At 63.4% G+C, this 23,900-nt stretch carries 16 protein-coding genes; 10 read left to right on the top strand and 6 right to left on the bottom strand.

Translation table 11 applies throughout. The features are described 5' to 3' along the window. Nucleotides 1–137: 137 nt before the first annotated feature. A complete protein-coding gene (locus tag ACRECS_RS05695; protein WP_431581984.1) occupies nt 138–824 on the bottom strand; it encodes an HAD-IA family hydrolase in 687 nt (228 codons plus the stop codon). Nucleotides 825–885: 61 nt separating this feature from the next. On the opposite strand from ACRECS_RS05695, the gene glmU reads away from it, so the two are divergent. Together glmU and glmS are read left to right on the top strand one after the other, a co-directional pair. Beyond that, nucleotides 886–2,241 carry a bifunctional UDP-N-acetylglucosamine diphosphorylase/glucosamine-1-phosphate N-acetyltransferase GlmU gene (gene glmU, locus ACRECS_RS05700; protein ID WP_431581985.1) on the top strand — a complete coding sequence of 452 codons (1,356 nt, stop codon included), beginning with the start codon at nt 886–888 and terminating at the stop codon, nt 2,239–2,241. A gap of 30 nt (nt 2,242–2,271) precedes the next feature. Further along, the gene (gene glmS / locus ACRECS_RS05705; RefSeq protein WP_431581986.1) at nt 2,272–4,095 is read left to right on the top strand and encodes a glutamine--fructose-6-phosphate transaminase (isomerizing); all 1,824 of its coding nucleotides are present in this window, start codon (nt 2,272–2,274) and stop codon (nt 4,093–4,095) included. A gap of 82 nt (nt 4,096–4,177) precedes the next feature. On the opposite strand, the gene ACRECS_RS05710 is transcribed toward glmS, so the two are convergent. Both ACRECS_RS05710 and ACRECS_RS05715 read right to left on the bottom strand, forming a co-directional pair. Continuing rightward, nucleotides 4,178–4,663, bottom strand: a complete 486-nt coding sequence (locus ACRECS_RS05710; RefSeq protein WP_431581987.1) for a MucR family transcriptional regulator — start codon at nt 4,661–4,663, stop codon at nt 4,178–4,180. Between the two features lie 191 nt (nt 4,664–4,854). Next, complete coding sequence (locus ACRECS_RS05715) at nt 4,855–6,930, bottom strand: spermidine synthase (protein ID WP_431581988.1); 2,076 nt, start codon at nt 6,928–6,930, stop codon at nt 4,855–4,857. Nucleotides 6,931–7,169: 239 nt separating this feature from the next. Here ACRECS_RS05715 and ACRECS_RS05720 point away from each other — a divergent pair, with 239 nt between their 5' ends. Both ACRECS_RS05720 and ACRECS_RS05725 read left to right on the top strand, forming a co-directional pair. Then, entirely contained in the window at nt 7,170–7,943 is a 774-nt protein-coding gene (locus tag ACRECS_RS05720) for a hypothetical protein (protein WP_431581989.1), read from the top strand. Further along, the gene (locus ACRECS_RS05725; protein WP_431581990.1) at nt 7,940–8,257 is read left to right on the top strand and encodes a hypothetical protein; all 318 of its coding nucleotides are present in this window, start codon (nt 7,940–7,942) and stop codon (nt 8,255–8,257) included. Before ACRECS_RS05720 ends, ACRECS_RS05725 begins: the two co-directional genes overlap by 4 nt. A gap of 474 nt (nt 8,258–8,731) precedes the next feature. Here ACRECS_RS05725 and ACRECS_RS05730 read toward each other — a convergent pair whose 3' ends face one another. Both ACRECS_RS05730 and ACRECS_RS05735 read right to left on the bottom strand, forming a co-directional pair. Beyond that, nucleotides 8,732–10,561, bottom strand: coding sequence for a hypothetical protein (locus ACRECS_RS05730; RefSeq protein WP_431581991.1), 1,830 nt, complete (start codon nt 10,559–10,561; stop codon nt 8,732–8,734). After that, nucleotides 10,558–12,288 (bottom strand): hypothetical protein, encoded by a 1,731-nt coding sequence (locus ACRECS_RS05735; protein ID WP_431581992.1) that lies wholly within the window; start codon nt 12,286–12,288, stop codon nt 10,558–10,560. The genes ACRECS_RS05730 and ACRECS_RS05735 overlap by 4 nt, the downstream gene beginning before the upstream one ends. A gap of 479 nt (nt 12,289–12,767) precedes the next feature. Here ACRECS_RS05735 and ACRECS_RS05740 point away from each other — a divergent pair, with 479 nt between their 5' ends. The 5 genes from ACRECS_RS05740 (at nt 12,768) to ACRECS_RS05760 (ending at nt 18,853) form a co-directional block, all read left to right on the top strand. Beyond that, on the top strand, nt 12,768–13,745 hold the full coding sequence (locus tag ACRECS_RS05740) for an alpha/beta fold hydrolase (protein ID WP_431581993.1): 978 nt from the start codon (nt 12,768–12,770) through the stop codon (nt 13,743–13,745). Nucleotides 13,746–14,261: 516 nt separating this feature from the next. Next, nucleotides 14,262–14,630 (top strand): YciI family protein, encoded by a 369-nt coding sequence (locus ACRECS_RS05745; protein WP_431581994.1) that lies wholly within the window; start codon nt 14,262–14,264, stop codon nt 14,628–14,630. Between the two features lie 85 nt (nt 14,631–14,715). Continuing rightward, nucleotides 14,716–15,378: a glutathione S-transferase family protein gene (locus ACRECS_RS05750; protein ID WP_431581995.1), complete on the top strand. Its 663-nt coding sequence runs from the start codon at nt 14,716–14,718 to the stop codon at nt 15,376–15,378. A gap of 76 nt (nt 15,379–15,454) precedes the next feature. Then, on the top strand, nt 15,455–16,720 hold the full coding sequence (locus ACRECS_RS05755; protein ID WP_431581996.1) for an RNA polymerase sigma factor: 1,266 nt from the start codon (nt 15,455–15,457) through the stop codon (nt 16,718–16,720). A gap of 96 nt (nt 16,721–16,816) precedes the next feature. Then, nucleotides 16,817–18,853 (top strand): amidohydrolase family protein, encoded by a 2,037-nt coding sequence (locus ACRECS_RS05760; RefSeq protein WP_431581997.1) that lies wholly within the window; start codon nt 16,817–16,819, stop codon nt 18,851–18,853. 193 nt (nt 18,854–19,046) lie between these two features. Here the strand turns inward: ACRECS_RS05760 and ACRECS_RS05765 are convergent, their stop codons facing one another. Then, entirely contained in the window at nt 19,047–19,358 is a 312-nt protein-coding gene (locus ACRECS_RS05765; RefSeq protein WP_431581998.1) for a YdeI/OmpD-associated family protein, read from the bottom strand. A 384-nt stretch (nt 19,359–19,742) separates the two neighbouring features. Here ACRECS_RS05765 and ACRECS_RS05770 point away from each other — a divergent pair, with 384 nt between their 5' ends. After that, entirely contained in the window at nt 19,743–23,822 is a 4,080-nt protein-coding gene (locus ACRECS_RS05770; protein WP_431581999.1) for a hypothetical protein, read from the top strand. Nucleotides 23,823–23,900 lie beyond the last annotated feature (78 nt).

Consider the following 23,900-nt stretch of genomic DNA (forward strand, 5'->3'; position numbering starts at 1 on the left):
AGCATACGGTCGTGCATCGTATCTCCCTTTTTCCTTGATCCCTGTCCGTCCCGCAAAGCCATTACGAGCGGTGCGGGGGTCGGTCGGGCGAGGTAACGTGGGAGCAGAGAAAAAGTGCCGGGATCGTAACGAAAAAATCAGCCGAGACGGCGCAGCGCGGGAATCAGGTCGCCATAAGAGTCGATCACCACATCGGCCTCAAGCTCCTCGATCGGTTGCATCAGGAAGCCGAAACTGACCGCGACATTGGGGATGCCCGCATTCTTCGCCGCCATGATGTCGTAGATTGAATCACCTACAAACGCCGCCCGGCCGCCGCCGCAACGGCGGATCATCTCGTCGATCGGCGCGCGGTGCGGCTTGGATAGTCCTTTGACCCCCCTGATCTTGTCCATCGTATCGCCGCCGATCAGCGTGGCGAAGCGGTCGATCAGGCCAAGCTCGGTGAGCAATTTGCGCGCGAACCCCTCGAACTTGTTGGTCACGATCGCGCTCTTCACGCCGAGCGCATCGAGCTGGTCGAGCGTGTCGATCGCACCCGGGAACGGTACGGTGTGCACCGAGATATTGGCCTCGTAATAGCCCAGCATCAGCTTGTAGAGCCGGTGTAGCTCCTCCGGTTCGCAGCCGCCGGTCGCGTTCAGCCCCTGCGTCAGCATATGTTTCGCCCCGCCGCCGATCATTGGCTTGACCTGCTCGACCGTGAGCAGAGGCCGGCCCGCCAGGCCGAGCGCATAATTGACGCACGCGGTCAGGTCGCCGCTGGTGTCGAGAAAGGTCCCGTCGAGGTCGAAACCGACGATCTGAAATGAAAAATCCGTCATGAAACGGGCCCCTGACAGCATCGCTATGGAAATGCCAATAGTGTCGTGGCAGGGCAGGCGCATGACCCAGCCGATTGCCGCGATCATCCTTGCCGCAGGCAAGGGTACCCGCATGAAATCCGACCTGCACAAGGTGCTGCACCCGATTGCCGGGCGGCCAATGCTGCTGCAGCTGATCGACAGCTTCGAGCGCGCCGGCGCCACACGCAGCGTGGTGGTGGCGGGCGTAGGGCGCGAACAGCTTGAGGCCGCGGTGGCCGGTCATCCGGTGACGCTGGCGCTGCAGGCCGAACAGCTCGGCACCGCGCACGCCGCGCTGCAGGCAAAGGACGCACTGGCCGGGTTCGACGGTACCGCGATCGTCTGCTTTGGCGACACGCCCTTTCTCGATGCGGCGACGATCGCCCGCCTCGCGACGCGCCTCGAGGCACCCGACGCGCCGCGCGTCGTCATGCTTGGCTTTCGGCCCGACGATCCCAAGGCTTATGGCCGGATCATCGCGCGCGCCGACGGATCGATCGCCAAGATGGTCGAATATAAGGACGCGACCCAGGCCGAGCGCGCGGTCGACCTGTGCAATTCCGGTGTGACCGCGGTGCGCGCCGCCGATCTCTGGCCGCTGCTCGAACGCGTCGGCAACGACAATGCCGCGGGCGAATATTATCTGCCTGACATCGTCATGCTCGCTTTGGCCGATGGCGACCGCGCGATCGTGATCGAGACCGACGCTGATGAAGTGATCGGCATCAACAGCCGCGCCGAACTCGCTTATGCCGAGGCGCGCTGGCAGGCCAAGCGCCGCGACCAGACGATGGCCGACGGCGTGAGCCTGATCGCGCCGGACACGGTGTGGTTCGCGTACGACACCAAGCTGGGCCGCGATGTCGTGATCGAGCCGAACGTCTTCTTCGGCCCCGGCGTCACGGTCGGCGACGGCGCGGTGATCCACGGATTCAGCCATATCGAGGGCGCGACGATCGGCGCGAAGGCCGAGGTCGGCCCGTACGCCCGGCTGCGCCCCGGCGCGGTGCTGGGCGAAAAGTCCAAGGTCGGCAATTTCGTCGAGATGAAAAAGGCGGTGCTCGGCCCCGGCGCAAAGGCCAATCATTTGACCTATCTCGGCGATGCCGAAATCGGCGCCGGTGCGAACATCGGCGCGGGCACGATCACCTGCAATTATGACGGCTATTTCAAATACAAGACGGTGATCGGCGCGGGTGCCTTTATCGGTTCGAACAGCGCCCTGGTCGCGCCGGTCTCGATCGGCGCCGGCGCGATCGTCGGCGCCGGATCCGTGGTGACCAAAGATGTCGAGGCCGATGCGCTGGCCGTGGCACGCGGCACGCAGGAAGCGCGCGCCGGCTGGGCGAAACGGTTTCGCGATGCGATGACGGCGAAAAAGGCCGCGAAGAAATAACCCGCCAGATGGCGGAGTGGAGACAGTCGAATGTGCGGAATTGTCGGAATTCTGGGGCAGGGCGCAGTGGCCGACCGGCTGCTCGATGGGCTCAAGCGGCTCGAATATCGCGGTTATGACTCGGCCGGCATCTGCACCGTGCATGACGGCGAATTCGACCGCCGCCGCGCGCCGGGCAAGCTGGTCAACCTCGCCGCCGAGCTCGTCGCCAATCCGCTGCCCGGTGACAGCGGCATCGCACACACACGCTGGGCGACGCACGGCGCGCCGACCGTCGATAATGCCCATCCGCACATCGTCGGCGACGTCGTGCTGGTCCACAACGGCATCATCGAGAATTTCAAGCCGCTGCGCGACGAGCTGACCGCCGAAGGCCGCGAGTTCAAGTCGCAGACCGATACCGAAGTCGTCGCGCATCTGATCGACCGCGAACTGGGCAAGGGGTTCAAACCGCGCGAAGCGGTCGCCAATGTCCTGCCGCGGCTGCACGGCGCCTTTGCGCTCGGCGTGATGTTCAAGTCCGAACCCGATCTGCTGATCGGCGCGCGGCTCGGCGCGCCGCTGACCGTCGGGTACGGCGACAATGAGAATTATCTCGGCTCCGACGCGCTTGCACTCGCGCCGCTCACCCAGCGCATCGCCTATCTCGAGGAAGGCGACTGGGCCGTCATCACGCGGGCCGCGGTGCAGGTCTATGACCGCAACAATGATCCGGTGAAGCGCCCGATCGTCAATAGCGGCGCCTCTGGCCAGTTGATGGACAAGGGCAATCACCGCCACTTCATGCAGAAGGAGATTTACGAGCAGCCGGTGGTCGTCGCGCAGACCTTGCGCTCCTATCTCCGCCCGCTTGAGGAGCAGGTCGCGCTGCCCGATATGGAATTCGACCTGGGATCGGTCGAGCGCGTCGCGATCGTCGCGTGCGGCACCGCCTCCTATGTCGGGATGATCGGCAAATACTGGATCGAGCAGCTCGCCCGCGTTCAGGTCGAAGTCGATGTGGCGAGCGAGTTCCGCTACCGCGACCCGGTCCTCACCCCCGACATGCTTGGCCTGGTCATCTCGCAATCGGGCGAGACCGCGGACACGCTCGCGGCACTTCGCCACATGAAGGCGGCCGGCCTGACCACCGCCGGGATCATCAACGTGCCGACCAGCTCGATGGCGCGCGAAGTCGACCTGTTGCTGCCCACGCATGCGGGGCCGGAGATCGGCGTCGCCTCGACCAAGGCCTTCACTTGCCAGCTCAGCGTGATGGCCGCGCTGGCGGTCAATCTCGCCCGCGCCAAGGGCAAGCTCAGCCCGGAGGAGGAGCGCGACATCGTCCATCATTTGCAGGAAGTGCCGCAGGCGATGAGCAACGCGCTATCCCATGACGGCGAGATCGAGGCGATGGCGCCGAAGATCGCCGCGGCGCGCGACGTGCTCTATCTCGGCCGCGGCCCGGATTACCCGCTCGCGCTGGAGGGGGCGCTAAAGCTCAAGGAAATCAGCTATATCCATGCCGAGGGCTATGCCTCGGGCGAAATGAAGCACGGGCCCATCGCGCTGATCGACGACAGCGTACCGCTGATCGTGCTCGCGCCGTCAGGCCCGCTGTTCGACAAGACGGTCAGCAACATGCAGGAGGCACAGGCGCGCGGCGCGCAGGTCGTGCTGATTTCCGACGCCGATGGCATCGCCCAGGCCGGCGAGAACACCATCGCGACGATCGAGATGCCCAAGGTCCACCCGCTGATCGCGCCGCTGGTGTATGCGGTGCCGGTGCAGCTGCTGGCGTACCATGTGGCGGTGTTCAAGGGCACCGATGTGGACCAGCCGCGCAATCTGGCGAAGTCGGTGACGGTGGAGTGAGGCGGGCGCCATAGGGGCACAAGGGGGTGAGCTAAGCCTCACCCCCTGTGCCTGTGCGACCGCCCGAAAGGCGTACCGCCTCTCAGGCTTCGGTTGTTGCCGCTGCCTTCGATGCCCTGGGCTTGCGAACGGCCTTGCTTGCCGGGGCGGCGGCCTTTGCGGGTGCAGCGCCCTTTGGCTTGCGGCCGAGACCGATCTTGAGCGCCAATGCCTTGCGCTTCTCGCTATATTCCGCTGATACCATCGGATAATCCCGGGGCAATCCAAAGGCTTCGCGATAGCTCTCCGGCGTATAGCCGTTCAGCGACAAATGCCGTTTGAGCATCTTGTAGGGCTGGCCGTCGATCATGCTGACAATGTGCTGCGGCTTGATCGATGCGCGAATCGACACCGCTCCGACCGGCTTTTCGGGCTGTGCCGGCGCGGCGGCCTCACCGAGTCCGGCCAGCGCTGCGTAGACATTCGCAATGGCTGCCGGGAGATCATTCATCGGCACACTATTATGTCCGGCATGCGCCGCAACGATATCGGCAGTGAGTGCCAGCAGCATTTCATTATTGGCCGCCATTTGGATTACCTCTGATACAATTCATTCAACTGGCGTTGCGTAGCAGCGCTACAAATCCTGTCTACCCCCAGACGCGAGAGAATTACGGCGACGTTGCCCGTAATGCGTCAAACCGAGAAAAACCGGCGCTCGCGGACCGGCGCAATTGAACGCAACGCCCCCCGTAATTTTCCGCAAACAAATCTTTGCGGTTATGTCGGTGTCATCACGCGCGGCCGTGCTTTTGGCACCAGGATGAACGCCACGAGATACAGCAAGCCGGTCAGGATGAGCAGATTGTTGTAGCCGGTGAGCAGCGCCGCATATTCGAGGCAGCCGCCCACGATTGTGCCGAGCAGGTTGATCGCGAACGCCGCCTGCGCATCCCCGGTCCCCTGAAAGCGCTTGGCGAAGGCCACATTGGCCAGGAAGATCGGCAGGAACGCCAGCACCGTCGCGGCGATCAGCCGCGGCACCACCGGCAGCGGCAGGAGCCATTCCGGCCGGATCGCCCAGGCCAGCGCCAGCGACAGGGCGATGCCGGCGAACACCAGCGGCAATGGCGGCGTGCGAAACTTCCGCGTCGTCTCCACCGCGGCCAGCACGATCAGCAGCACGCCGGCAAAGACCATCGCATTGACCAGCCAGGTCGTGCCGAACAGCAGCGCGAAGGTCGCGACATTCTTCGTCTCGAGCAACAGGAACGCCGCGCCCATGAAGAACAGGTCGGCATAGGGCCGCATCTGCGCGAGCGGGCCGCCGAGCACGCGCACCGTGAGGAGCGATGTCAGCAGGATCGCGGCCAGCGTGATGGCATAGAAGGGCGGGAAGACATCGCCCCGGAAATAAAGGAACGGCGCGTCGTCGGTGGCGGGCGGCACCGCCCGGGCGGTGGACGGCCTCCACGCGCCGTTGCACTTCTGCCCCGCGGGCGCCACCGCGATGCTGATCACCGCCTGCGCGCCGGCAAAGGTGTCGACGCACGGTGCATGGCCGAATGCCTTGGCGGCGGTGCCGGCAAGCCGGTCGATCAGCCAGGGCTCGCGATAATAATTGTACATCGCGAACGCGCCGTCCGGCTTCAGGTGCCGGCGGACCGAGGCCATCGCCTCTTCGGTGAACAGGAAGGATTCAAGCCGGATCTGCGACGCGCCGCTGACCAGGGTCAGCGAATCCGGCAGGGCGAACAGCACCAGATCATATTTCCGGTTCGTGCTTTCCAGAAACGCACGGCCGTCATTGGTGTGCCGCGTTACCACTGGATTGGCATAGGGACGGTCGATGTTGCGCTCCGCCCCGATCTGCAGGATCCGCGGGTCGATATCGACGGCGTCGACCCGGCGCGTGCCTTCGCTCAGCGCGATCGCCACGTCCGATCCCGAACCGGCGCCGATGATCAGCACATCCTGCATCGCATTGCCCGGAAGCCGCAGATAGGGCGTTTCGTAGATCCGTTCGCCCTGCTCGATCTTCCATCTGGCGGGCGCCATCAGCTGGTGCGGCACGCCATTGGCGTCGATCTGCAGGAAGCCGGGTCCCATGTTGGGAACTTCGCGGGCCGTCACCTTGTAATAGGGCGACCAGCTCACCCCCGGGGTCATGGTTTCGAGTGTCAGCGCATAGAGCAGCGCCACGATCCAGGCGGCGGTGACCAGGCGTCGCTTCGGCGCGGCCAGCCCGAGATAGCATGCCGCGGCGACCACGCCCCACACGACCGAGGGCGCATTGAGGAAGCTGAGGATGGTGAAGGTGACGATGCCGAGCAGCGAGCCGATCAGGTCGTAACGATAAGCGGTCAGCGGGCGGAGCTTCGCGAAGCAGCGGCCGACCAGCTCGGCCGGGCCGGCAAGGATGATGGCCGCAAGGATGAACAGCAATGGCAACGCCAGCCAGGCCGGCGGGCCGCTCACCGCGAGCGAGGTGAAATAGATCATGTCCGATCCGGTGCGCTCGATCGTGACCGGGAATTTGAGCACCCCGAACACCAGGATGGTGAGGACCGGCAGCGACACCGGCCAGATCGACCAGCTCTTGCGGCTGATCAGGAACCCGGCGCCGATCCCGAGAAACGATCCGAGCAGGACGAAATTGGAGAAATAGGACAAATGCACGACATTGGCGCCGAGCCAGCGGATCAGCGCCAGCTCGAGAAACAGCATCAGCGCGCTCGCCCCGACCAGGCGGACGATCGCCTCGCGATCCTGTGCGGCATGACCGGAACCGCCAACGGCGGAGTGTCCGGAGCCGAGCGCCGCGGCGCCCGCCTGCACATGAATGTCCTGGTCCAAAACCCACTCCCAATTGCTTGCGCCGGCGATAATTGGCCATGGTTAACATGGCGCTAACTCGTGGGCCTCATCGCACGCCGCGCGCCATGACAAGCTGCTGCCGATGCGTGAAATTCACCGTCGGCTGCGCGTAGCCCCATAGGCCTTGGGCGAGATGGGGCACGGGCCGATCGTGAAAATTATGTGCGCAGTCACCGTAATTCTACCGTATTCGGTGGCGCCGTTCCCAAGGAGGCGAGTTGCACCATCAATTAGCAGCAGCGCGGCGAGCTCATTTCGCCTATTTAGGCTGTATGATAACGATCAAGCAGATTGTCGCGCGCGCGAGAGGCCGCGCTCGCACGGCGGCGATTCTGTTTATCGGAGTACTATTGGTAATGACTGCAATGGCGACGGCTGTGATAGCGGCGCCGACGCACACGCTAACGATCCAGTCGACCGAGCAGCTTCAGCTTTCTCCCAAAGACGAAAAATCATGGTTCGAGCGCGGTCCGTGGCCGCTTATCGGAACCGGTCTCACCCTTATCATCACCAACGGAATTGCAGTCGGCCTCATCTATCTCCAATCATCTCGGTCGTTCAATGCCTTGCTCCGACAGCGAAAAATTGAACATTTGTCGGCCTCTCTGAACGAGTTCTACAACCCACTTCTTGCCCTTTTGGATATAAACAAGGAGATTTTTGATCAGACCGGGCCATCAAGCTTTCCTAGAGACGAAGATGGTCACACCGCGGCGGCCTTGGTCTGGAAGGAAACGAAGAAGAAGATCCTAACCAACAACGCGCAGATCGAAACCATCCTGCGCACTAAGACGCATCTACTAGAGGAGGCGGACTCTCTCGATGCCTATCATCGCCTACTGGTGCATGTTGCGATGTACGAGACTTTCCAGAAGGTACAAACGGACCTGTACAAGCGCTTTTTCTTCCCGACAGATATCCGCCCCCATGTCGTGAGCAAGCGAGAGGCGGTTCTCGAAGCTTACTACCAAGCCATTGGAGAGCAGATTTGAGCACATATTGGCTGAGGGGCAAGCTCGCAGACGGGAGCGATGCGAGAACCGACGGCGGCGATCCGGTCCTAACCATTTTCCTCGGTGGCGGACGGGATGAGCGAGTCTACTGCCCGGATTCCGACGAATATCGGGTGACCGCCGACGTGGTGGATAAAGCAGTCGATCTCGGCGCGAATATCATCGCTTACGGTTCCTGGTGCGATGCCACCGTGGAAGGCAAATTGCGCGCGAAAGCAAAGGGCGTTTCTGTCGTGCGGTATGCCGGCCTATTCGCGTTTCTTCGTAACAAGGGCGTTTCCTTTTGGGAATAATATTCTGGCTACAAACTGAACTTGAAATGGCGAGAGACGACCTTCTCGCTGCCTTCTTGTTCGGATCGGCACTGGACCCGACAAGGACGCCGCGCGACATCGATGTAGTGCTAGTCACGACTGACCGTGCCGGCGAGGCTGGGTGGCATCGGGTAAGATCGCTTCGCGATGACCTAGTGCCGCGCTTCGCGACAGCCTTTGGGCTCCCGCTCTCCGTTCTGCTAGCGACGCCCTCCGAATGGTCGGAAATCGAAGGTATTGTTGTACGGGAGCGTAAGCCATTGTGGTAAAAAGCGGGGCTGACTGCATTACGGTGACGGTGCAGCCAATTCTCGCTCGATGCGCACCGGAATGTTGACAAAAACGGGTACACCGTCCCTTAGCTGATACTCATGGAGAGCAGCGAGATCGATTTTCGTCAAAATGTTTGCTGGCTGTGCTTTTCGTATCGACTTCCGGCAGCCTGTCGTTGGTCTAGTCGCTGATCATGGTCTCCATAGTCAGCTGGCCATGCATCAACGCGCCCATACCGGCAGAGCGCAGGGCGATTTGGCGCACCCGTGCCACACCGCCTATCGACCGTGGCCGACCTTTCACCCATCGACCAGTCTTTGGCTTGCTTGCTGCGGCTAGCGCGTCGAGAAGCGGCAACCAGAGTTGCGGTGGCGGAGGCATGCGGTAACATCGGCACGCCAGCAACAGCATGGGCCAATGGTCAAGCTTGACCGCAGATAGATCGGGATAGGCGGTGTTCTGATCTATTTCCCGGCGCAATGCGGCGATCAATGCGCTTCCATCGTTGCCGATCGACAGTCCGCCCAGCACCGAGCCGTTGCGTTCGCCGAGCCAGATTCGCTCCTCGCTTCGCGCGTTAGGAACCCAGATCTGGAAATTGCTGTGGGCGAGATGGCCAGTCTGAAATTCGCCAAGGGCGCCGACGAGTGCGTCGTCGCCGAAGCCCCAGGCAAATGCGGCGAGCATGGGATAGAGGATGCTGCCCGCAGTCATTTCCTTGCGCAGTTCCTCTTCGGGAACAGATGGATATCGGATCAGCGTCGCATAGTCGGTCTCGATGACAGGGAAACTGCTACCGCGCCGGTAGCAGATCATCGTGGCATTGGCGGCCTGCGACACCCAATGGGCGGCGGCCCCGCGCGTCTGCGGTACGATGGTGAGCAGCATCAAAGCGAGATTTATGTCGATGGCATGGTCGTCACAAGCGGGCGTGTACAATGCCGGATTGGCCTCGATCAGCTGGGCCAACGCGACCGCAGTCGCGGCGAGTTTTTCGCCTGGTTGCTCGATCAGGTCCGGCAGGCTCCCGGCACCCGCTTCGAGCCAGGCGCGCCACAATCCGCCCATTGCGACGCGACCGACAGTCTCGAACAGCGCGAGGTTCACGTCGAGTGCTTCATGCGACCAAGCCGCGAAGCTCAGTGCATGCAAGCTGGACGCGTAGGGCAGGATCTTTTCGCCGTAAAGGTCGTCCCAAATCAGCAGATGCAGCTGCACGACTTCTAGAAAAGTATGGCTCGCCGCGAGCTTGCGGCTCCTGTCGGATTCAATCTTGGGTCGGAGAAGGATCCATGCGCGAAGTATTACGAACTCGCTCGCGCGATACGGCGCCTCAAGGTTTTTTGCCTCGCGGCCCCAAACCGTCAAGATCCAAAGCGCGAGATACAGGATTCGGACTCGCGACACCGGGTCCAACGCGCCGTTCGAGGCAACGTGTTCAACCAGCCGCGCGAACTGCGCGAACGCAGCCTCGGGCTCTTCGACGAGCGCCGCGGCCCGCCGCAGCAGCGTCCTGAGTTCGGGTGGAAACACTTCCTCGCGCAGCGCGCCGTCAACGATCTTTCCTGTGAGTGTATCGCCGGTCCATAGCCGGAACTCGATCCCGCTCTTGGATTCTATGGCCATATAGCCGTTGACCGACATCAGGATATTCTCGCGGACGATGCCGCCGACGGTTATGCACACGACCACCGGCAGCGCCTTGTGCTCGGGGGCAACGCCTGACAGATAGGCATCACGAACCTCGTTAAGCGAGGGACGGACTGCTTGGGAGGAGTCATCCCACTCTTCCCGCGTTAGGTCACCCTTCTTGATCACGAAAAGGAAAAGCTTCCGCACGCCGTCCTCGTCGACGCCGATCGCGGCGACATCGGCGCCATATTGTCGTGTCCCGATCATCGGGCGAGAAATGACCTCAAACCCCATCGCGGTCAGCAGCTCGGGGATGATGGCGTCGAGCTCGTGCCGCTCTTTCAGGCCGCGAAAAAACTCCCGGACGATCGGAATCATTTACTGTTATCACCGCGCAGGAGCTGCTCGCGCTGAAACCAGAAGCCGAATGGGTCGATCACGTCGAGCCGCGGGAGTTCGTGCGAGAATTCGTGACTTTGCATGGGAGTTTCATTGCGAACTACCTTGCCTGGTTCGACATGTATGTCGAAGATCGCGGCGTCGCCATAGAGTAAAATAGAGGTTGGAAAAATTTCGGCGAATATAGACTGGCGCTGCGCTGCCTTATTGATGGCGAGGCTTCCCTCCCGCCGTTTAGTCTCGACTAAGAATCGCCGGTGCTGCGACGGTCGGAGCTCGGGCAAGTCGCGTACAGCCTCGACCGCGGCGATGTAGCGATCAAGATGCTCGATCGCGCGCACAATAGCTTCTGCCATCGGTGCGGGTGCGCCGGGCAAGACTGATTCCAGATAAACGCGCGGACCGCTCCAATAAGTAATGAGCAATGGATCGAAGAGCAGCTGCTCGATCAATGGGACGGCGTCAGTCGGGCCCGTCCGCATCAGGCTGGCGAGAATCGATGCGATTGTCTCCGGGAATACCATCAGCAGCGCACAGCAGCGCTTCGCGATCCGCTCGGCCAAAACGTGCGGCAGACCGGTGAAATCAAGGTCGAAACGCGGCGCGTCCTCGCCGAATCCGGTACACAGGTCCCTAACAGCAAGAACGTGCACCGAGTTGTCCGAAGTCAGCCAGCGCACGATCGTTGCCGAATAGGTGGTTGGGTTTCCTGTCAGAAGTGTGCGTGCAGTAGAGGCTAGCAGCGTCATCGTCGCTGTGCGCCGCGCGAGCAACGTGTCAAGAAGAGTGCGCTTCTCCTCTTCGAGCCGACCGGCTAGATCATGCGACAGAATGTGATCGATCGCATTGATCGCCGCCATTTCTCCCTGCTCGGTGCCATGCAGTAGCGCCAGCGCGGCAGCGGCGAGCGCGTCGGGCGCCTTGGCGATGTCGAACATCATCTCGGTGGCTACGGCTTGGCGTACATGCGCATCCGATTTCCGCGCGACATTCTCAAGTGCTCGCATGCCGATAGCAGTATTGTCCGGCGCCCGCATGGCAATCGCAAGCAATGCTCTGAGAGGTTCCGCGATCCGGTCGCCAATTGCTCCGGAGAGCGCAGTCTCGAGGCTCGTGACGACCTGCTCAAGCCCATCTTGGGTGAACGGATCGAACCGTCCAAGCACGCCCGCTGAGACTTGCTGCTCCTCGGGTGTGCCGCTAGCGAGCATTTCGACAATCGCCGGTAGGAAGTGCGCGTAGTCGACGCGGAGACCGGAGAAGAAGATCCCCCGTAGCAGCTCCGCCGGCGCTTCGCCCGCGCGCACCGCTGTCAGCGCGGCGAGGGGACGGGCAGCGTCGGCCTCGCACCACTTCACAAATCCGTTCAAGAGATAGTGCGCAATCCCATCATCGGGCGCGCGGGCCGAGAAGCTCGCGATCAACTCGATCATCGCCTTCAATTCGATGGTCAAGGCGGGAAGTACGTGCTCAAGAAATTGCTGGGTGCCGTAGCTGAGCCGGCCCTCGCGCATAGCGGCCAAGGCTGCAAGCAGATCGATCTCGCCAGCTTGGTGCGCCTCAAGCGCCTGCGTCACCAGACTCGCCCATTGATCCTCCCCAAGTGCGCGCTGAGCAGCCTTCAGGAAGGCTTCAAGCGCACCCTCTCGGACTGCCGCTATGAGCTCGGGGTAGCTATATTTCGGTTCCGGGTCCGCGTCGGCCATCGCCGACACAAATCACGCAAGCGCGCCAACTGCAATCCCACTAACCAGACCGGATGAATCACAGATCCTCGCTGGAATTGCAGTGACAGTGCACTTAATGCGTTAACCGGAAAAACTGTCGCTCGCGGGAAAATTGAATTGGGTGCGCAGTCACCATAATTCTAACTCCTACTTCCCCCCAGATCGAGCCATCGCGTCATATCGAACCGCCACCAGATGGCCGCCCGCATCCTCCGGCGGCAGGCTGCCCAACCATCGCATCCATTCATTACGGTGACAGTTCACGAATTGCCGGTCGCCCGTGAGCAGTTTATGACGCGCCACGGCCAGAGAAAAAACGGACTTCACGTAATGACACCGTCGTAAACATTGTTGGCTTGTAGGGGCGGACTTCTGATTCCGGCGCCCGGCACTTTTGGGAGAGACGCCGTGAAGCTTACGGATCGTGGCAAAGCGGCGCCGTCACAACGAGATTCGAGATGAACCGAAGGGACTTCTTGCGGTCTTCCGCCATCCTTGCCGGTGTTGGCGCCGGCGCCGGGGCTTTGTCGGCGTGCCGGACGCTGCGCAGCGATGAGGAGGCCCCGGTGCGGCTGGACGCCGCCGCCTTCCATGCATCGCGGCGTCTGGTCGATACGTCGTTCGGGCGGATCGCCTCTGTGGAGCGCGGGAAGGGGCCGGCGGCGCTTTTCCTCCATGGCTTTCCGTTGAACGGTTTTCAGTGGCGCGGATCGCTTGAGCGCCTGTCGCGGGACCGGCGCTGCCTCGCGCCGGACTTTATGGGGCTGGGCTACACCGAAGTGTCCGAGCAGCAGGATCTTTCTCCCCAGGCGCAAGCGGACATGCTCGCCGCGTTTCTCGACGCGCTCTCGATCCGCGATGTGGACCTTGTCGCGAACGACAGCGGCGGCACGATCGCCCAGCTCTTCATGGTGCGGCATCCGGGCCGGGTCCGCACCATGCTTCTCACCAACTGCGATGTTCACGAGAACAGCCCGCCGCCGCAGATGCGCAACTCGATCGCCGCGGCGCGGGCCGGCACCTATGATCAGAAGCTGGCGCGCCATCTTGCCGACCGCGCCTATGCCCGCTCGTCGAGCGGTATCGGCGGTTCCGCCTATGTCGATCCCGCCAATTTCAGCGACGACGCGATCGACTATTATCTCGCGCCGCTCGTCTCGACACCACAGCGGCGGGCGCAGCTCAATCGGCACCTCGCCGCGTTCGAACCGAACCCGCTCCTCGCCATCGAACCGGCGCTGCGCCGTTCTCGGGTGTCGACGCGCATGCTCTGGGGCACCGCTGACCCGCTGTTCCCGGTCATCTGGGCCGACTGGCTCGACCGGACCTTGCCGCAATCGCGCGGCGTTCGCCGCGTGGAAGGCGGAAAGCTGTTCTGGCCGGAGGAGCGGCCCGATCTGCTCGCGGAGGAAGCGCAAAGGCTTTGGACGTCGTAACGCGTTCCGGGCTCGATGATGCCCGCGCCCGAGTCAGGATGGAATTGCCAAGTATTCCGGATATATCATTGAATAATAATTGATATTTTTGAAAAACTGCGCGCTCGCGCGGCGCCCGGGATTCGGCACAATGGGTGTCCCATATCTCCCCGGACCGCCCCCCAAATCCTCCGGCAATGACCCCTGAACGGACCGACGCACATCACTCCCGCGCGCTGTCATGCCCGCTCTCATGGCGCGCGCGCCCGGCGCCCAAGATTCGGCACAACGGGTGTCCCATATCTCCCCCCGACCGCCTCCCCAAACCCTCCGGCATTGCCCACCCCCAGACGGACCGATTCACATCGCGCCCGCACGCTGTCATACCGGCTCTCATGGCGCGATTTTTCACGGCCAGCCGCGGCCCGCGCCTCGACCGTCGAAAAAAATTTGCGCCGGCGATGTCGATTCCCGGACATCTCGTTCGTCGTTTCGATGTCAGGCCGATCGGGCCGGCGCAAACAAAGGAGACAGGCAATGCGTGTGATGGTGCTGGTGAAGGCGACCGAAGACAGCGAACAGGGCTTTTTCCCCACGCCCGAGACGACCGCGATGATGGAGGCGATGGGCAGTTTCAATGAGGAGCTGGTCAAGGCCGGTATCATGCTCGCCGGCGACGGCCTAAAACCCTCGTCGGAGGGCAAGCGCGTCGCGTTCGCCGGTCCCGGCCGCACCGTCGTCGACGGGCCGTTCGCCGAAACCCGCGAGCTGGTCGCCGGCTTCTGGCTGTGGGAGGTCAAGGACATGGACGAAGCGGTCGCCTGGGTGAAGTGCTGCCCCAATCCCATGCTCGGGCCAAGCGAGATCGAAATCCGGCCGCTGTACGAACTGGCCGACCTGCAATGAGCCGCCGGCTGCTTTGCGAGCGCATGGTGCCGCCACCCGGAGCCTTGCCCGGAGCTTGGCCCGGAGCTTGGCCCGGAGCTGGGCAATGACCGTCACCATCACCGCCTTTGAATGCTCCCCCGATGGCGGCCAGGGGCTCGCGCGCGACATGCGGGTGCGCTGGGCGCTCGAAGAGGTGGGGCAGCGCTACGCGGTTCGTCTCGTGTCGTTCGCCGGGATGAAGCAACCCGCGCATTGCGCGCTGCATCCCTTCGGGCAGATCCCGACCTATGAGGACGGCGATCTCGCCTTGTTCGAATCCGGCGCGATCATCCTCCATATCGCGGATCGCCATGCCGGGCTGTTGCCTGACGCTGCCCCGGACGCTGGCAATGCCCGGGCGCGGGCGATCACCTGGATGTTCGCCGCGCTCAATACGGTGGAGCCGCCGATCGTCGACCTCGAACAGGCGCCTTATCTGGAGGGTGACAGGAGCTGGTATGCCGAACGCATGCCGTTGCTTGAGGATCGCGTCCGCAACCGGCTGAACGACCTGTCCGCTCGCCTTGGCGATGCCGACTGGCTCGATGGCGGGTTCAGCGCCGGTGACTTGCTGATGGTGATGGTGCTGCGCCGGCTGGATGGGACGGGCCTGGTGGCGGAATATCCCAATCTCACCGCCTATGTCGCGCGCGGCACGGCCCGCCCCGCCTATCGGCGCGCCTTTGCCGATCAGCGGGCGGTGTTCGCCGCCGCCCCAACTGGCTGATGATCGGCCGGCCGATAAAGGCGCCGCGCCGCTATGGCCTGCTTGCCTCGCTCATGGCTTTGCCTGACAAGGCGACATGGCGACGGGCGAGACGCATCAGGCGATCGAGGCGGTGTTCCGCATTGAACGGGCCAGGCTCATCGCGGGCCTGGCCCGCTTCACCGGTAACGTCGATCGGGCCGAGGAAATGGCGCAGGACGCCTTGGTCATTGCCCTGTCCGAATGGCCCCGGACCGGCATTCCGGCCAATCCCGGCGCCTGGCTGACCACCGCCGCCAAGCGCCGCGCGATCGACCTGGCGCGGCGCGACAAGATGCGTGAGCGCAAGCATGAGGAGATCGCGCGCGAGCTGGACGGGGAGGGCGGCGCAACGGCGGAGGAGAGCGCGGCGATTGGCGATGACCTTGGCGATGAGCTGCTCGGCCTCATCTTCACTGCCTGCCATCCGATATTGTCGCCCGACGCCCGCGCGGCGCTCACCCTGCGGGTGGTCGGCGGCCTGACCACGGACGAGATCGCCCGTGCCTTTCTGTCGGGCGAGGCGACCATCGCCCAGCGCATCGTCCGCGCGAAAAAGGCGATCGGCACGGCCGGGCTGAGTTTCGAGGTGCCGCGCGGTCCCGATCGCGCGGCGCGGCTCGCCTCGGTGCTGGAGGTGATCTACCTGATCTTCAACGAAGGCTACACCGCCACCGCGGGCGACGATCTGGTCCGCCCCGCCTTGTGCCTGGAGGCGCAGCGGCTGGGCCGCATGCTGGCCGGGCTGATGCCGGAGGATCCGGACGTGTTCGGCCTGCTCGCGCTGATGGAAATCCAGGCATCGCGCCTCCCGGCCCGCACCGCGCCGGACGGCGCCGCCGTGCCGCTGACCGAACAGAACCGCGCCCGCTGGGATCAGCTGCTGATCCGCCGCGGGCTTGACGCGCTGGCCCGCGCCGAAACGCTCGCCCGGGCTTCCGGCGACCATGGGCCCTATGTGCTGCAAGCGGCGCTCGCCGCCTGCCATGCCCGCGCGCGAACGGCGGACGAGACTGACTGGCCGCGCATCGCCGCGCTCTACGACCGGCTGCGCGCGGTGATGCCCTCGCCGGTGGTCGAGCTCAACCGCGCGGTCGCGCACAGCATGGCGTTCGGGCCCGAAGCCGGCCTGACGCTGATCGACGCGATCGCTGACGCCGATGCCTTGCGCGACTATGTGCCCTTGCCGGCGGCGCGCGGCGACTTCCTGCTCCGCGCCGGTCGGCCGGCCGAGGCGCGCGCCGAATTCGAGGCCGCGGCCGGGCTCAGCCGCAATGCGGCGGAACGTGCCTTCCTGCTGGCGCGCGCGGGCGCCTGCGGCTGAGCGGGTCGCGCGCCGTCAACCGCCGCCGGCCAATCGGCCTTGCGTCGACGCACCCGGCTTGCCACTCTCGCACCATTCCTCCCGGGGGTGATCACCATGTATCGAACCATGTTTGCGACCTTGCTTGCCGCCACCGCGTCAATCGCCGGTGCATCGACCACCAAAGAACAACTGATGAAGCCGCCCGCGGATGCGCGGCATTACACGATCAGCTCGACCGCCGGAAAGCATGGCGACATCTGGTCGTGGAAAATGCCCGACGGCCGCGTCGCCTATCGCATGTCGATGTCGCTGCGCGGCTGGGTCACCGAAACCGATGAGCTGGTGACGCTTGGCCCGGACCGACGCCCGTCCGCGATCGCCATCCGCGGCTATACCGATTCGGGCGAGGCGACCGAGGATTTCAGCGTCGACTCGGGCGGCGTCGCGCATTGGAAGACGGTCGTCGACTCCGGCTCGGCCCCGTTCGGCGCGAAGCGCTACAACCCCTATGGCGGTCCCTGGCTTGCCGGCGAACTGGATGTCGATGCGCTGGTCGCCGCCGGCGACAAGGGCGTCGACCTGCTGCCGACCGGCCATGCCAGCATCGCTCTTGGCGACACGGTGGAGATCACTGGCCCGAACGGCAAGAAGACCGTCAGGCTCGCCTTCGTCACCGGCACCGGCTTCGCACCGTCGCCAGTCTGGCTTGACGGCGACAACCGTTTCTTCGGCAATGCCGGCGGCATCGCGCTGCTGCCCGCGGGCTATGAAGCCGAAGGGCCCAGGCTGAAGGATATCCAGGACAAGGCGACCGCGGCGATGGTCCGCGATGTCGCCCACCGCTTCCTGACGCCCGCAAACCGCACCGCGACTCTGGTCGACAATGTGCTGATGTTCGATTCGGTCGCCGGCCGCTATCTGCCCAACCGCGCGGTGCTGATCGCGGACGGCAAGGTCGCCGCCACGGGCGCTGCCGGATCGATCAAGGCGCCGGCGGGCGCCACCCTGATCGACGGGCGCGGCAAGACGCTCGTGCCCGGCCTGTGGGATTCGCATCAGCATGTCGGGGACGACTGGAACCTGCTGCAGAATGTCGCCACCGGCATGACCAATTATCGCAGCCCCGGCTCGATGATCGATGAAGCGCTGAGCATCTACAAGCGCCGCGCCGCCGGCGACCTGCTGGCGCCGGACGGCAAGATTTCGGTGATCATCGATCGCAAGGATCCGCTGGCCGCACAGGGTGCGCTCACCGTCTCGTCGGCGGCGGAAACGGTGGCCGCGGTCGACAAGGTCAAGGCGGCGGGTCTGTGGGGCGTCAAATTCTACACCTCGATGACGCCGGCCTGGATCGCCCCGGGCGCGGCCGAGGCCCACAAGCTCGGCCTGCACGTGCACGGCCATATCCCCGCCGGCATGCGCCCGATCGAGGCGGTCCGCGCCGGCTATGATGAGATCACGCACATCAATTTCATCATGATGCAGGCGATGCCGCAGGAGGTGGTCGACAAGGCCAACACCGCCGCGCGGCTCGAAGGGCCGGCGAAGTACGGCAAGGATGTCGACCTCGATTCCCCCGCCATGAAGAGTTTCTATGCGGAGCTCGCGAAGCGGCGCACCATCGTCGATCCGACGCTCACCGTGTGGGAACCGCAGATGACGTCGGACGGCACCGCGCTGTCCCCCGAATATGCGCCCTTCGCGGACGTCGCCCCGCCCTCGGTCGTGCGCGGGTGGAAGGTCGGCGGCTATCCCCTGTTCGGCGGCCTGACGCGCGACGATTTCCGCAAGAGCTTCGCCAAGATGGTCGGCCTGGTCGGCCGGCTGCACAAGGCGGGCGTGCGCATCGTCGCCGGCACTGACGGCTATGGCCTGGAACTGGTCCGCGAACTCGAACTCTATCAGCAAGCGGGCCTGACCAATGCGGAGGCGCTGCAGACGGCAACGATCATCCCGGCGCGGATGACCGGCATGGACGACCGCACCGGATCGATCGCGAAAGGCAAGGAGGCGGACATCATCCTGGTGGACGGCGATGTCTCGAAGGACATCACCAATCTGCGCCATGTCGAGACGGTGTTCCTCGACGGCTACCGGCTCGACGGAACCGCGCTGCGCAAGGCGAGCGGGCTGAGCGGGATGCCGAAATAGGAATCGCGTGAGCTGGCGACGGGTTCGTCGCCGGCCGCGATGACGAGATCGGTCCGTTGCACGACTAGCTGTTCAGCACCGGCCCGCGGGCGTGGGCAGCGTCAGCGATTGAATTTCGAAAACATGCACAAGGTGAAAGCGATCCGATAGCTATCTTGGGCCGTCCAGACAGCAGCATCCGCTCATGGGCCGGTCATGGATCCTTCTTTTCCTTGTCGATCAGGACGGCCTGTTGCCATCGGCTTGGCGCCTTGTCGGTGCGGTGAATGCAACCCACCCAGCAGCAAGGCCGCTTCTTCCCCTCCGACAGTTCCTCACAGGTCCGCTCGATGCGACGTTCGCGCGTCGTCGGCTGCTTCGCGTCATCGACCCAGCAGATGAATTCATTCCGCCCCAGCGGCGTCAGGCGTTCCCACAGCGCAAGGATTTTGGGATCCGATCGAATTGCTGCCTGAAGGTCGTCACCTGCCTCATGGACAGTGCCATAGGGAAAAATATCTGCCACGAGACCTCCAAGCATTGGCGCCCACAGCAGAGTTCATCAACTCCGTTGGAAGAGCGGCTTTTCGAGCTTACCGCTGGATCACGGAATGTCCATGATTGGGCTCAGGCCGTCACATAGGCAGGAATCACGGTGACACGTGCAACACCCCCCTTACTTTGGAGGCCAAGCTTAAAAGGAGATTGTTGAACGTGTCACCGAAACAGAAATACCCGGTCACGCGGCGCGATCGCGAACGTCAGGGCTGTTTGAGAAGGGGTAATTCTGTTATTGTTCCTGCCCAATATTTAAAGTGAAGGTGCTGAGTCTTCCTGCGGCGTGACTTATGGGCCAGCCCTGGGATGAGTTCTACCGAAACTCAGCCAAGTCAGTGAGAGGGAGGGACCTATGCATTTCTCCGACCTGGTGAAGACAAGCAGCGAAGCGATCGAGCTTTCCGATCTGCTGAACAGTCCCGTCTCCATTTTGCTTGGTGTCAACGACGCCGCCGCCGCGGCGCTTGGGGCCATCGGCATCGCAACCGTTTTTGATCTTGGTGCTTCGTCGATCTTCGAAATTGCGCGCGAGGCCAGCAATGCCGGCAGGCTAGGATCGCCCACGGCACGATTTAACCTCCTGCCGGGCGAGTGGCTGAAGCCGGGCACGGTTTACGAATCGCTCGCAGCGGTGGGGGCTCTGCCGCTGGAAACGCTTGGCGCGCTGGACGCCGCCCAGGTGTTGGCGCTCAAGCCCGCGCTTGGTGTCGAGACCATTCGCGAATTCTCCCTCTGGCCGCCCCACCAGGCGGCGCGCCGGATGTTCGGCGAGTCCGCCGGCGCAACCATCGACCTCGACGAGCTTCAAACCGAAACCTTACGGCCACGGTTCGGCGATTATCCGACCGAGCGCGTCTATTATTCCACTTTGGTTATGCTCCAGATGCAGTTCGACGGCGAGCGCGACACGCTCGACGGTCCGGTTTCGCTGAAGGCCACGCTCAGCAGCGCCACCGGTTTTAGCAAGCCTGCGATTGGCGCACAGCTCACCGTTTCGCAATCCTGGTACGCGCAAGGCATCACGCTTGGGCACATGCTTCATTCGCTGGCGCTCGCGCCGGGCGAGGCGACACGTATTGCAGTCATCGACTGGTCCAGGCGCACGCGCGCTTCCGTCACCGAGACGACGACGGAAACGGAAGATCTCGACAATTCGACCAATCACACGCGCGCGCTCAGCGAAGTGCAAAGCGCCGTTGCCAATGAGTTCCAACAGGGCGGATCGGCGAGCAGCAGTCAGTCCAATTCGTCGAGCAGTTCGGGCCAGGCCGCGGTCGGGACCGGGCTGATTCCGAGCCTCTGGGCGAGCGCCGACGTTTCAGGAACGACGGAATCAGCAAGCACGCAGGCGTCGGCACAGACTAGTTCTTGGTCGCTTGGCAACCGGTCAGTCACAGCGAACATGGCGCAGTCAGTCAACGACCGGACCGAGCAGCATGCAAGCTCGGTGCGTAACCGGCGAGCATCGGCGGTGCGCGAAGTTTCCCAGTCGGAGCATGAGCAGGTCAGCACTCGCATTGTTGCCAATTACAATCATATGCACGCACTGACCGTGCAATATTATGAGGTCGTCCAGGTCTATCGCCTGTCGACTAAGATCCACCGCGCCGAGCGGTGCCTGTTTATCCCAGTCGACCCGATCGACTTCGGCGCCGCCGATGCAATGGACTATGTCGAGAAATATCGCGGGGCTTTGGTTATCGGCGCGCTGACCCGGCGCGCACGCGAGCTTCTGCTCGACACCGCGACAGCTGTGACCCTGACACCCAAGGTCCCGGTGCGGGTGGCCCAATTTCGGCCGGACCTCATGCGCATGGTCGCGGCGGCCGGACTGATCCGGGAGTCGGCGGTGAGTGCCACGGCACAGCCTGTAACAGGCCTTGCCGCCGTGCTGAAACCAGGGCCGCTCGCCTCGATGACGACTGCGGCGGCGCCGTCGATTCCGGCGGCCGCGCTGGCGCGCGTTTGGGACGCGGCCGAGATTGCGTCGGTGTCGCGCTATGTGGCGCGGCCGCTTCTGCGGTCGGGGTCCGATTCCCTTCACCTACCCGACGACACTCAACTCCTCGGCCTCAGCTTCAGCGGTATTTCAGCCCGGCGTGTCCAACTCGACCGCATTGGGGCCGATGCCGAGGACCAAACCTTTGACGTTCCGAGCGACAGTGCCCGTCTCGACCTTCCGCAGCCGATCCCGCTGGTCGAACTCGCACAAATCTTTGTCGCCAAATCGGGCGAGGCCACCGCGTCGGGATATCTGACACTAGAGTGCCAATATCTCGGAAGGCGCTTCAGCACGCCATCTATCCCGATCGATCTTGCCGCCGGCCTGGCGCCCCAGGCGGTCGTTACGCTGAGCACGGACGAAGCCGATCGCCAGCGCGAGTTGCTTGCACATCTGAAAGCAAACCGGGCGCATTACAATGAGCGCATTCTGCGTTCGCTCGATTCCTCTTCGATCGTTTCGCTGCTCTCGCAATATGACTGGAACGGCCGCCCGCTTGCAGACCAAGTTGAGCCGCGCCCTGTGGGGGTCGCTGGAAACTTCCTTATCCTTCGAGCACCGATCGAGCTCAATGAGGAGTCCGGCGTCAGCGATGGTGGCGACGGAATGACCTGGGGTCAATTGCTCGAAAGCCGAGGCATCGATTTTAAGGAGAGCGATCCGCGGCTCGTTCCCATCCCAACCGAAGGCGTTTTCGCGGAAGCCGTGCTTGGGCGGTCTAACTCGGCCGAGAAGCTCGATATCACGAGGTTCTGGAATTGGCAGGATTCGCCGATCCCGTTGCAGCCGACCGAAATTGCGCCGGTGGGCACCGGTTCAAGGGCGCAATCGGAGGACATTAAAACTGGGAATCTCGGCCAACCTGTCCTTAACATAGTCAACCCGACGTCGCTGCCGACGCCAACAGGGGTTGGCGCGGTTCTCGACGCGGTGACCAACGGGGCCGCCTTCCGCGACATGAGCGGAACCGCAGGAACACAGGGGCTGGTGCGCGCTGGCATGGAAGGGACGCTCGCCGCGGCCACAGACGCCGGGCAGATTGCAAGCGCTAACATGCGAACCGAAGCCCAGAAGGCTGTGGCGATGGGCCAAATCGCCGCCGACATCGTCAAATCCGTCGTCGGCGGAGGTGGCGGAGGCTCGTCCTCGGTCGCCGGCATTTCCGGCGAGGGCGCGAAGATCAATCACGGCAAAAACATGGACGACCGTCAATTGCCGCCACCGGCAGGGGCCAGTGGAAGCGGATCGGGCGGCGGAGGCGGAGCGACCAGCGAAGATCCGGGCGGCGGCTCGGGTGACGTTCCCATTGAATGGGGAGATGGAGGTAGTAGCGGCGGTGGCGCTCCGCTTGACGCTGGATATTCTTACGAGGGGTCGGCCTTCACCAAGGCCACGCAGGGCGTGGACCCATCAACGGCGCGGGCGACCGTCGATGCAACCAAGCCGATGCTCCAGCTTGCGAGCTTCGATGCCGGGACGAACGGCGGCGATGGCGGAAGCTCCGCCGGCAGCGTCGGCCAGAAACGGACCTTGCCGGAATTGCCGATGCCTGGCCCATTTGCCTTTCCTCCGGCTGACAACATGCCGGGCTTCGCCCAGCATCCGGCTCTCATGGCTACATGTCCGACCGGCCAGTTTTTCGGCGATCCGCCGACTCGCAAGCATGAGACGGGCGGCACCGTCCTTACGCCCAACGAGGCGATCCAGCGTCAGAACGACATCATCAAGGCGATCGCGGGGGCAAATGCGCAACGTCCGATGTCCGCCGCTCATTTGCAGCACTGGCTCGATGGCAGCGCATCCACGGTCGTCATGAGCAACGCGCCGTTCAAAAAGGCGGACAGCGGCGTACCGAGCTTCCTGGCTGGGACGGTCAGGAACAAATTCGAGTCAGGGTGCCGTGATCGACTAAAGAACAAGTCCCACTCGCAGGGGACCTTGCTTCCTCCGGCGTTGACGCCTGGCGCCAAGGGGCCGGTCCGGTTCATCCAGTGGCGCGACGGCATTCGGGCGTCAGCGATCGATACACCCGACCTGTTCACGGCCGTTGGAATGTTCAACATCCACAGCGCGGCCTGGGTGCAGGCAACTTTCATCAAGCATGAGGGCGGGATCCCCATTATTGGCGGCGGGGACGATGTCTTTGAGGTCGAGATCTTACACTGGTGCGTTCAGATCTACGACGTCTATGATTGGAATGTCACTGCCCAGACGCCGTTCCCGGTTGAGGATGCCGATCTTGGCAAATTAACATTGCCCCCTGGAGCGGTGACTGTGCGGTCCGTCGGTGCCGGCATGAGCGTCGTGATGTTGAAGGATTCCTATTTCCGTGACCTGGAGGTTTCGGGGATTGGCCGTGCTTTCCTGGTCCGAACCGAGCCCTTTGAAGCGCCATCGAGCGCCAGGGGTAAGTTCACGATCAAGATTTGACTGTTCACGCGTTGGGGCGAGAGCGGTCGGTCCGCGGTTCTGATCACGAAAATCCGCTTTGGGCCACCGGCGGTGCGG

Origin of the sequence: Sphingomonas sp. (assembly GCF_050725575.1) — a bacterium.
Classification (GTDB): Bacteria; Pseudomonadota; Alphaproteobacteria; order Sphingomonadales; family Sphingomonadaceae; genus Sphingomonas.

Excerpts from the sequence above, each read along its gene's own strand:
- ACRECS_RS05695 (WP_431581984.1), bottom strand. The coding sequence starts at position 824 with ATGACGGATTTTTCATTTCAGATCGTCGGTTTCGACCTCGACGGGACC.
- glmU (WP_431581985.1), top strand. The coding sequence starts at position 886 with ATGACCCAGCCGATTGCCGCGATCATCCTTGCCGCAGGCAAGGGTACC.
- glmS (WP_431581986.1), top strand. The coding sequence starts at position 2,272 with ATGTGCGGAATTGTCGGAATTCTGGGGCAGGGCGCAGTGGCCGACCGG.
- ACRECS_RS05710 (WP_431581987.1), bottom strand. The coding sequence starts at position 4,663 with ATGGCGGCCAATAATGAAATGCTGCTGGCACTCACTGCCGATATCGTT.
- ACRECS_RS05730 (WP_431581991.1), bottom strand. The coding sequence starts at position 10,561 with ATGATTCCGATCGTCCGGGAGTTTTTTCGCGGCCTGAAAGAGCGGCAC.
- ACRECS_RS05735 (WP_431581992.1), bottom strand. The coding sequence starts at position 12,288 with ATGGCCGACGCGGACCCGGAACCGAAATATAGCTACCCCGAGCTCATA.
- ACRECS_RS05740 (WP_431581993.1), top strand. The coding sequence starts at position 12,768 with ATGAACCGAAGGGACTTCTTGCGGTCTTCCGCCATCCTTGCCGGTGTT.
- ACRECS_RS05745 (WP_431581994.1), top strand. The coding sequence starts at position 14,262 with ATGCGTGTGATGGTGCTGGTGAAGGCGACCGAAGACAGCGAACAGGGC.
- ACRECS_RS05750 (WP_431581995.1), top strand. The coding sequence starts at position 14,716 with ATGACCGTCACCATCACCGCCTTTGAATGCTCCCCCGATGGCGGCCAG.
- ACRECS_RS05755 (WP_431581996.1), top strand. The coding sequence starts at position 15,455 with ATGGCGACGGGCGAGACGCATCAGGCGATCGAGGCGGTGTTCCGCATT.
- ACRECS_RS05760 (WP_431581997.1), top strand. The coding sequence starts at position 16,817 with ATGTATCGAACCATGTTTGCGACCTTGCTTGCCGCCACCGCGTCAATC.
- ACRECS_RS05770 (WP_431581999.1), top strand. The coding sequence starts at position 19,743 with ATGCATTTCTCCGACCTGGTGAAGACAAGCAGCGAAGCGATCGAGCTT.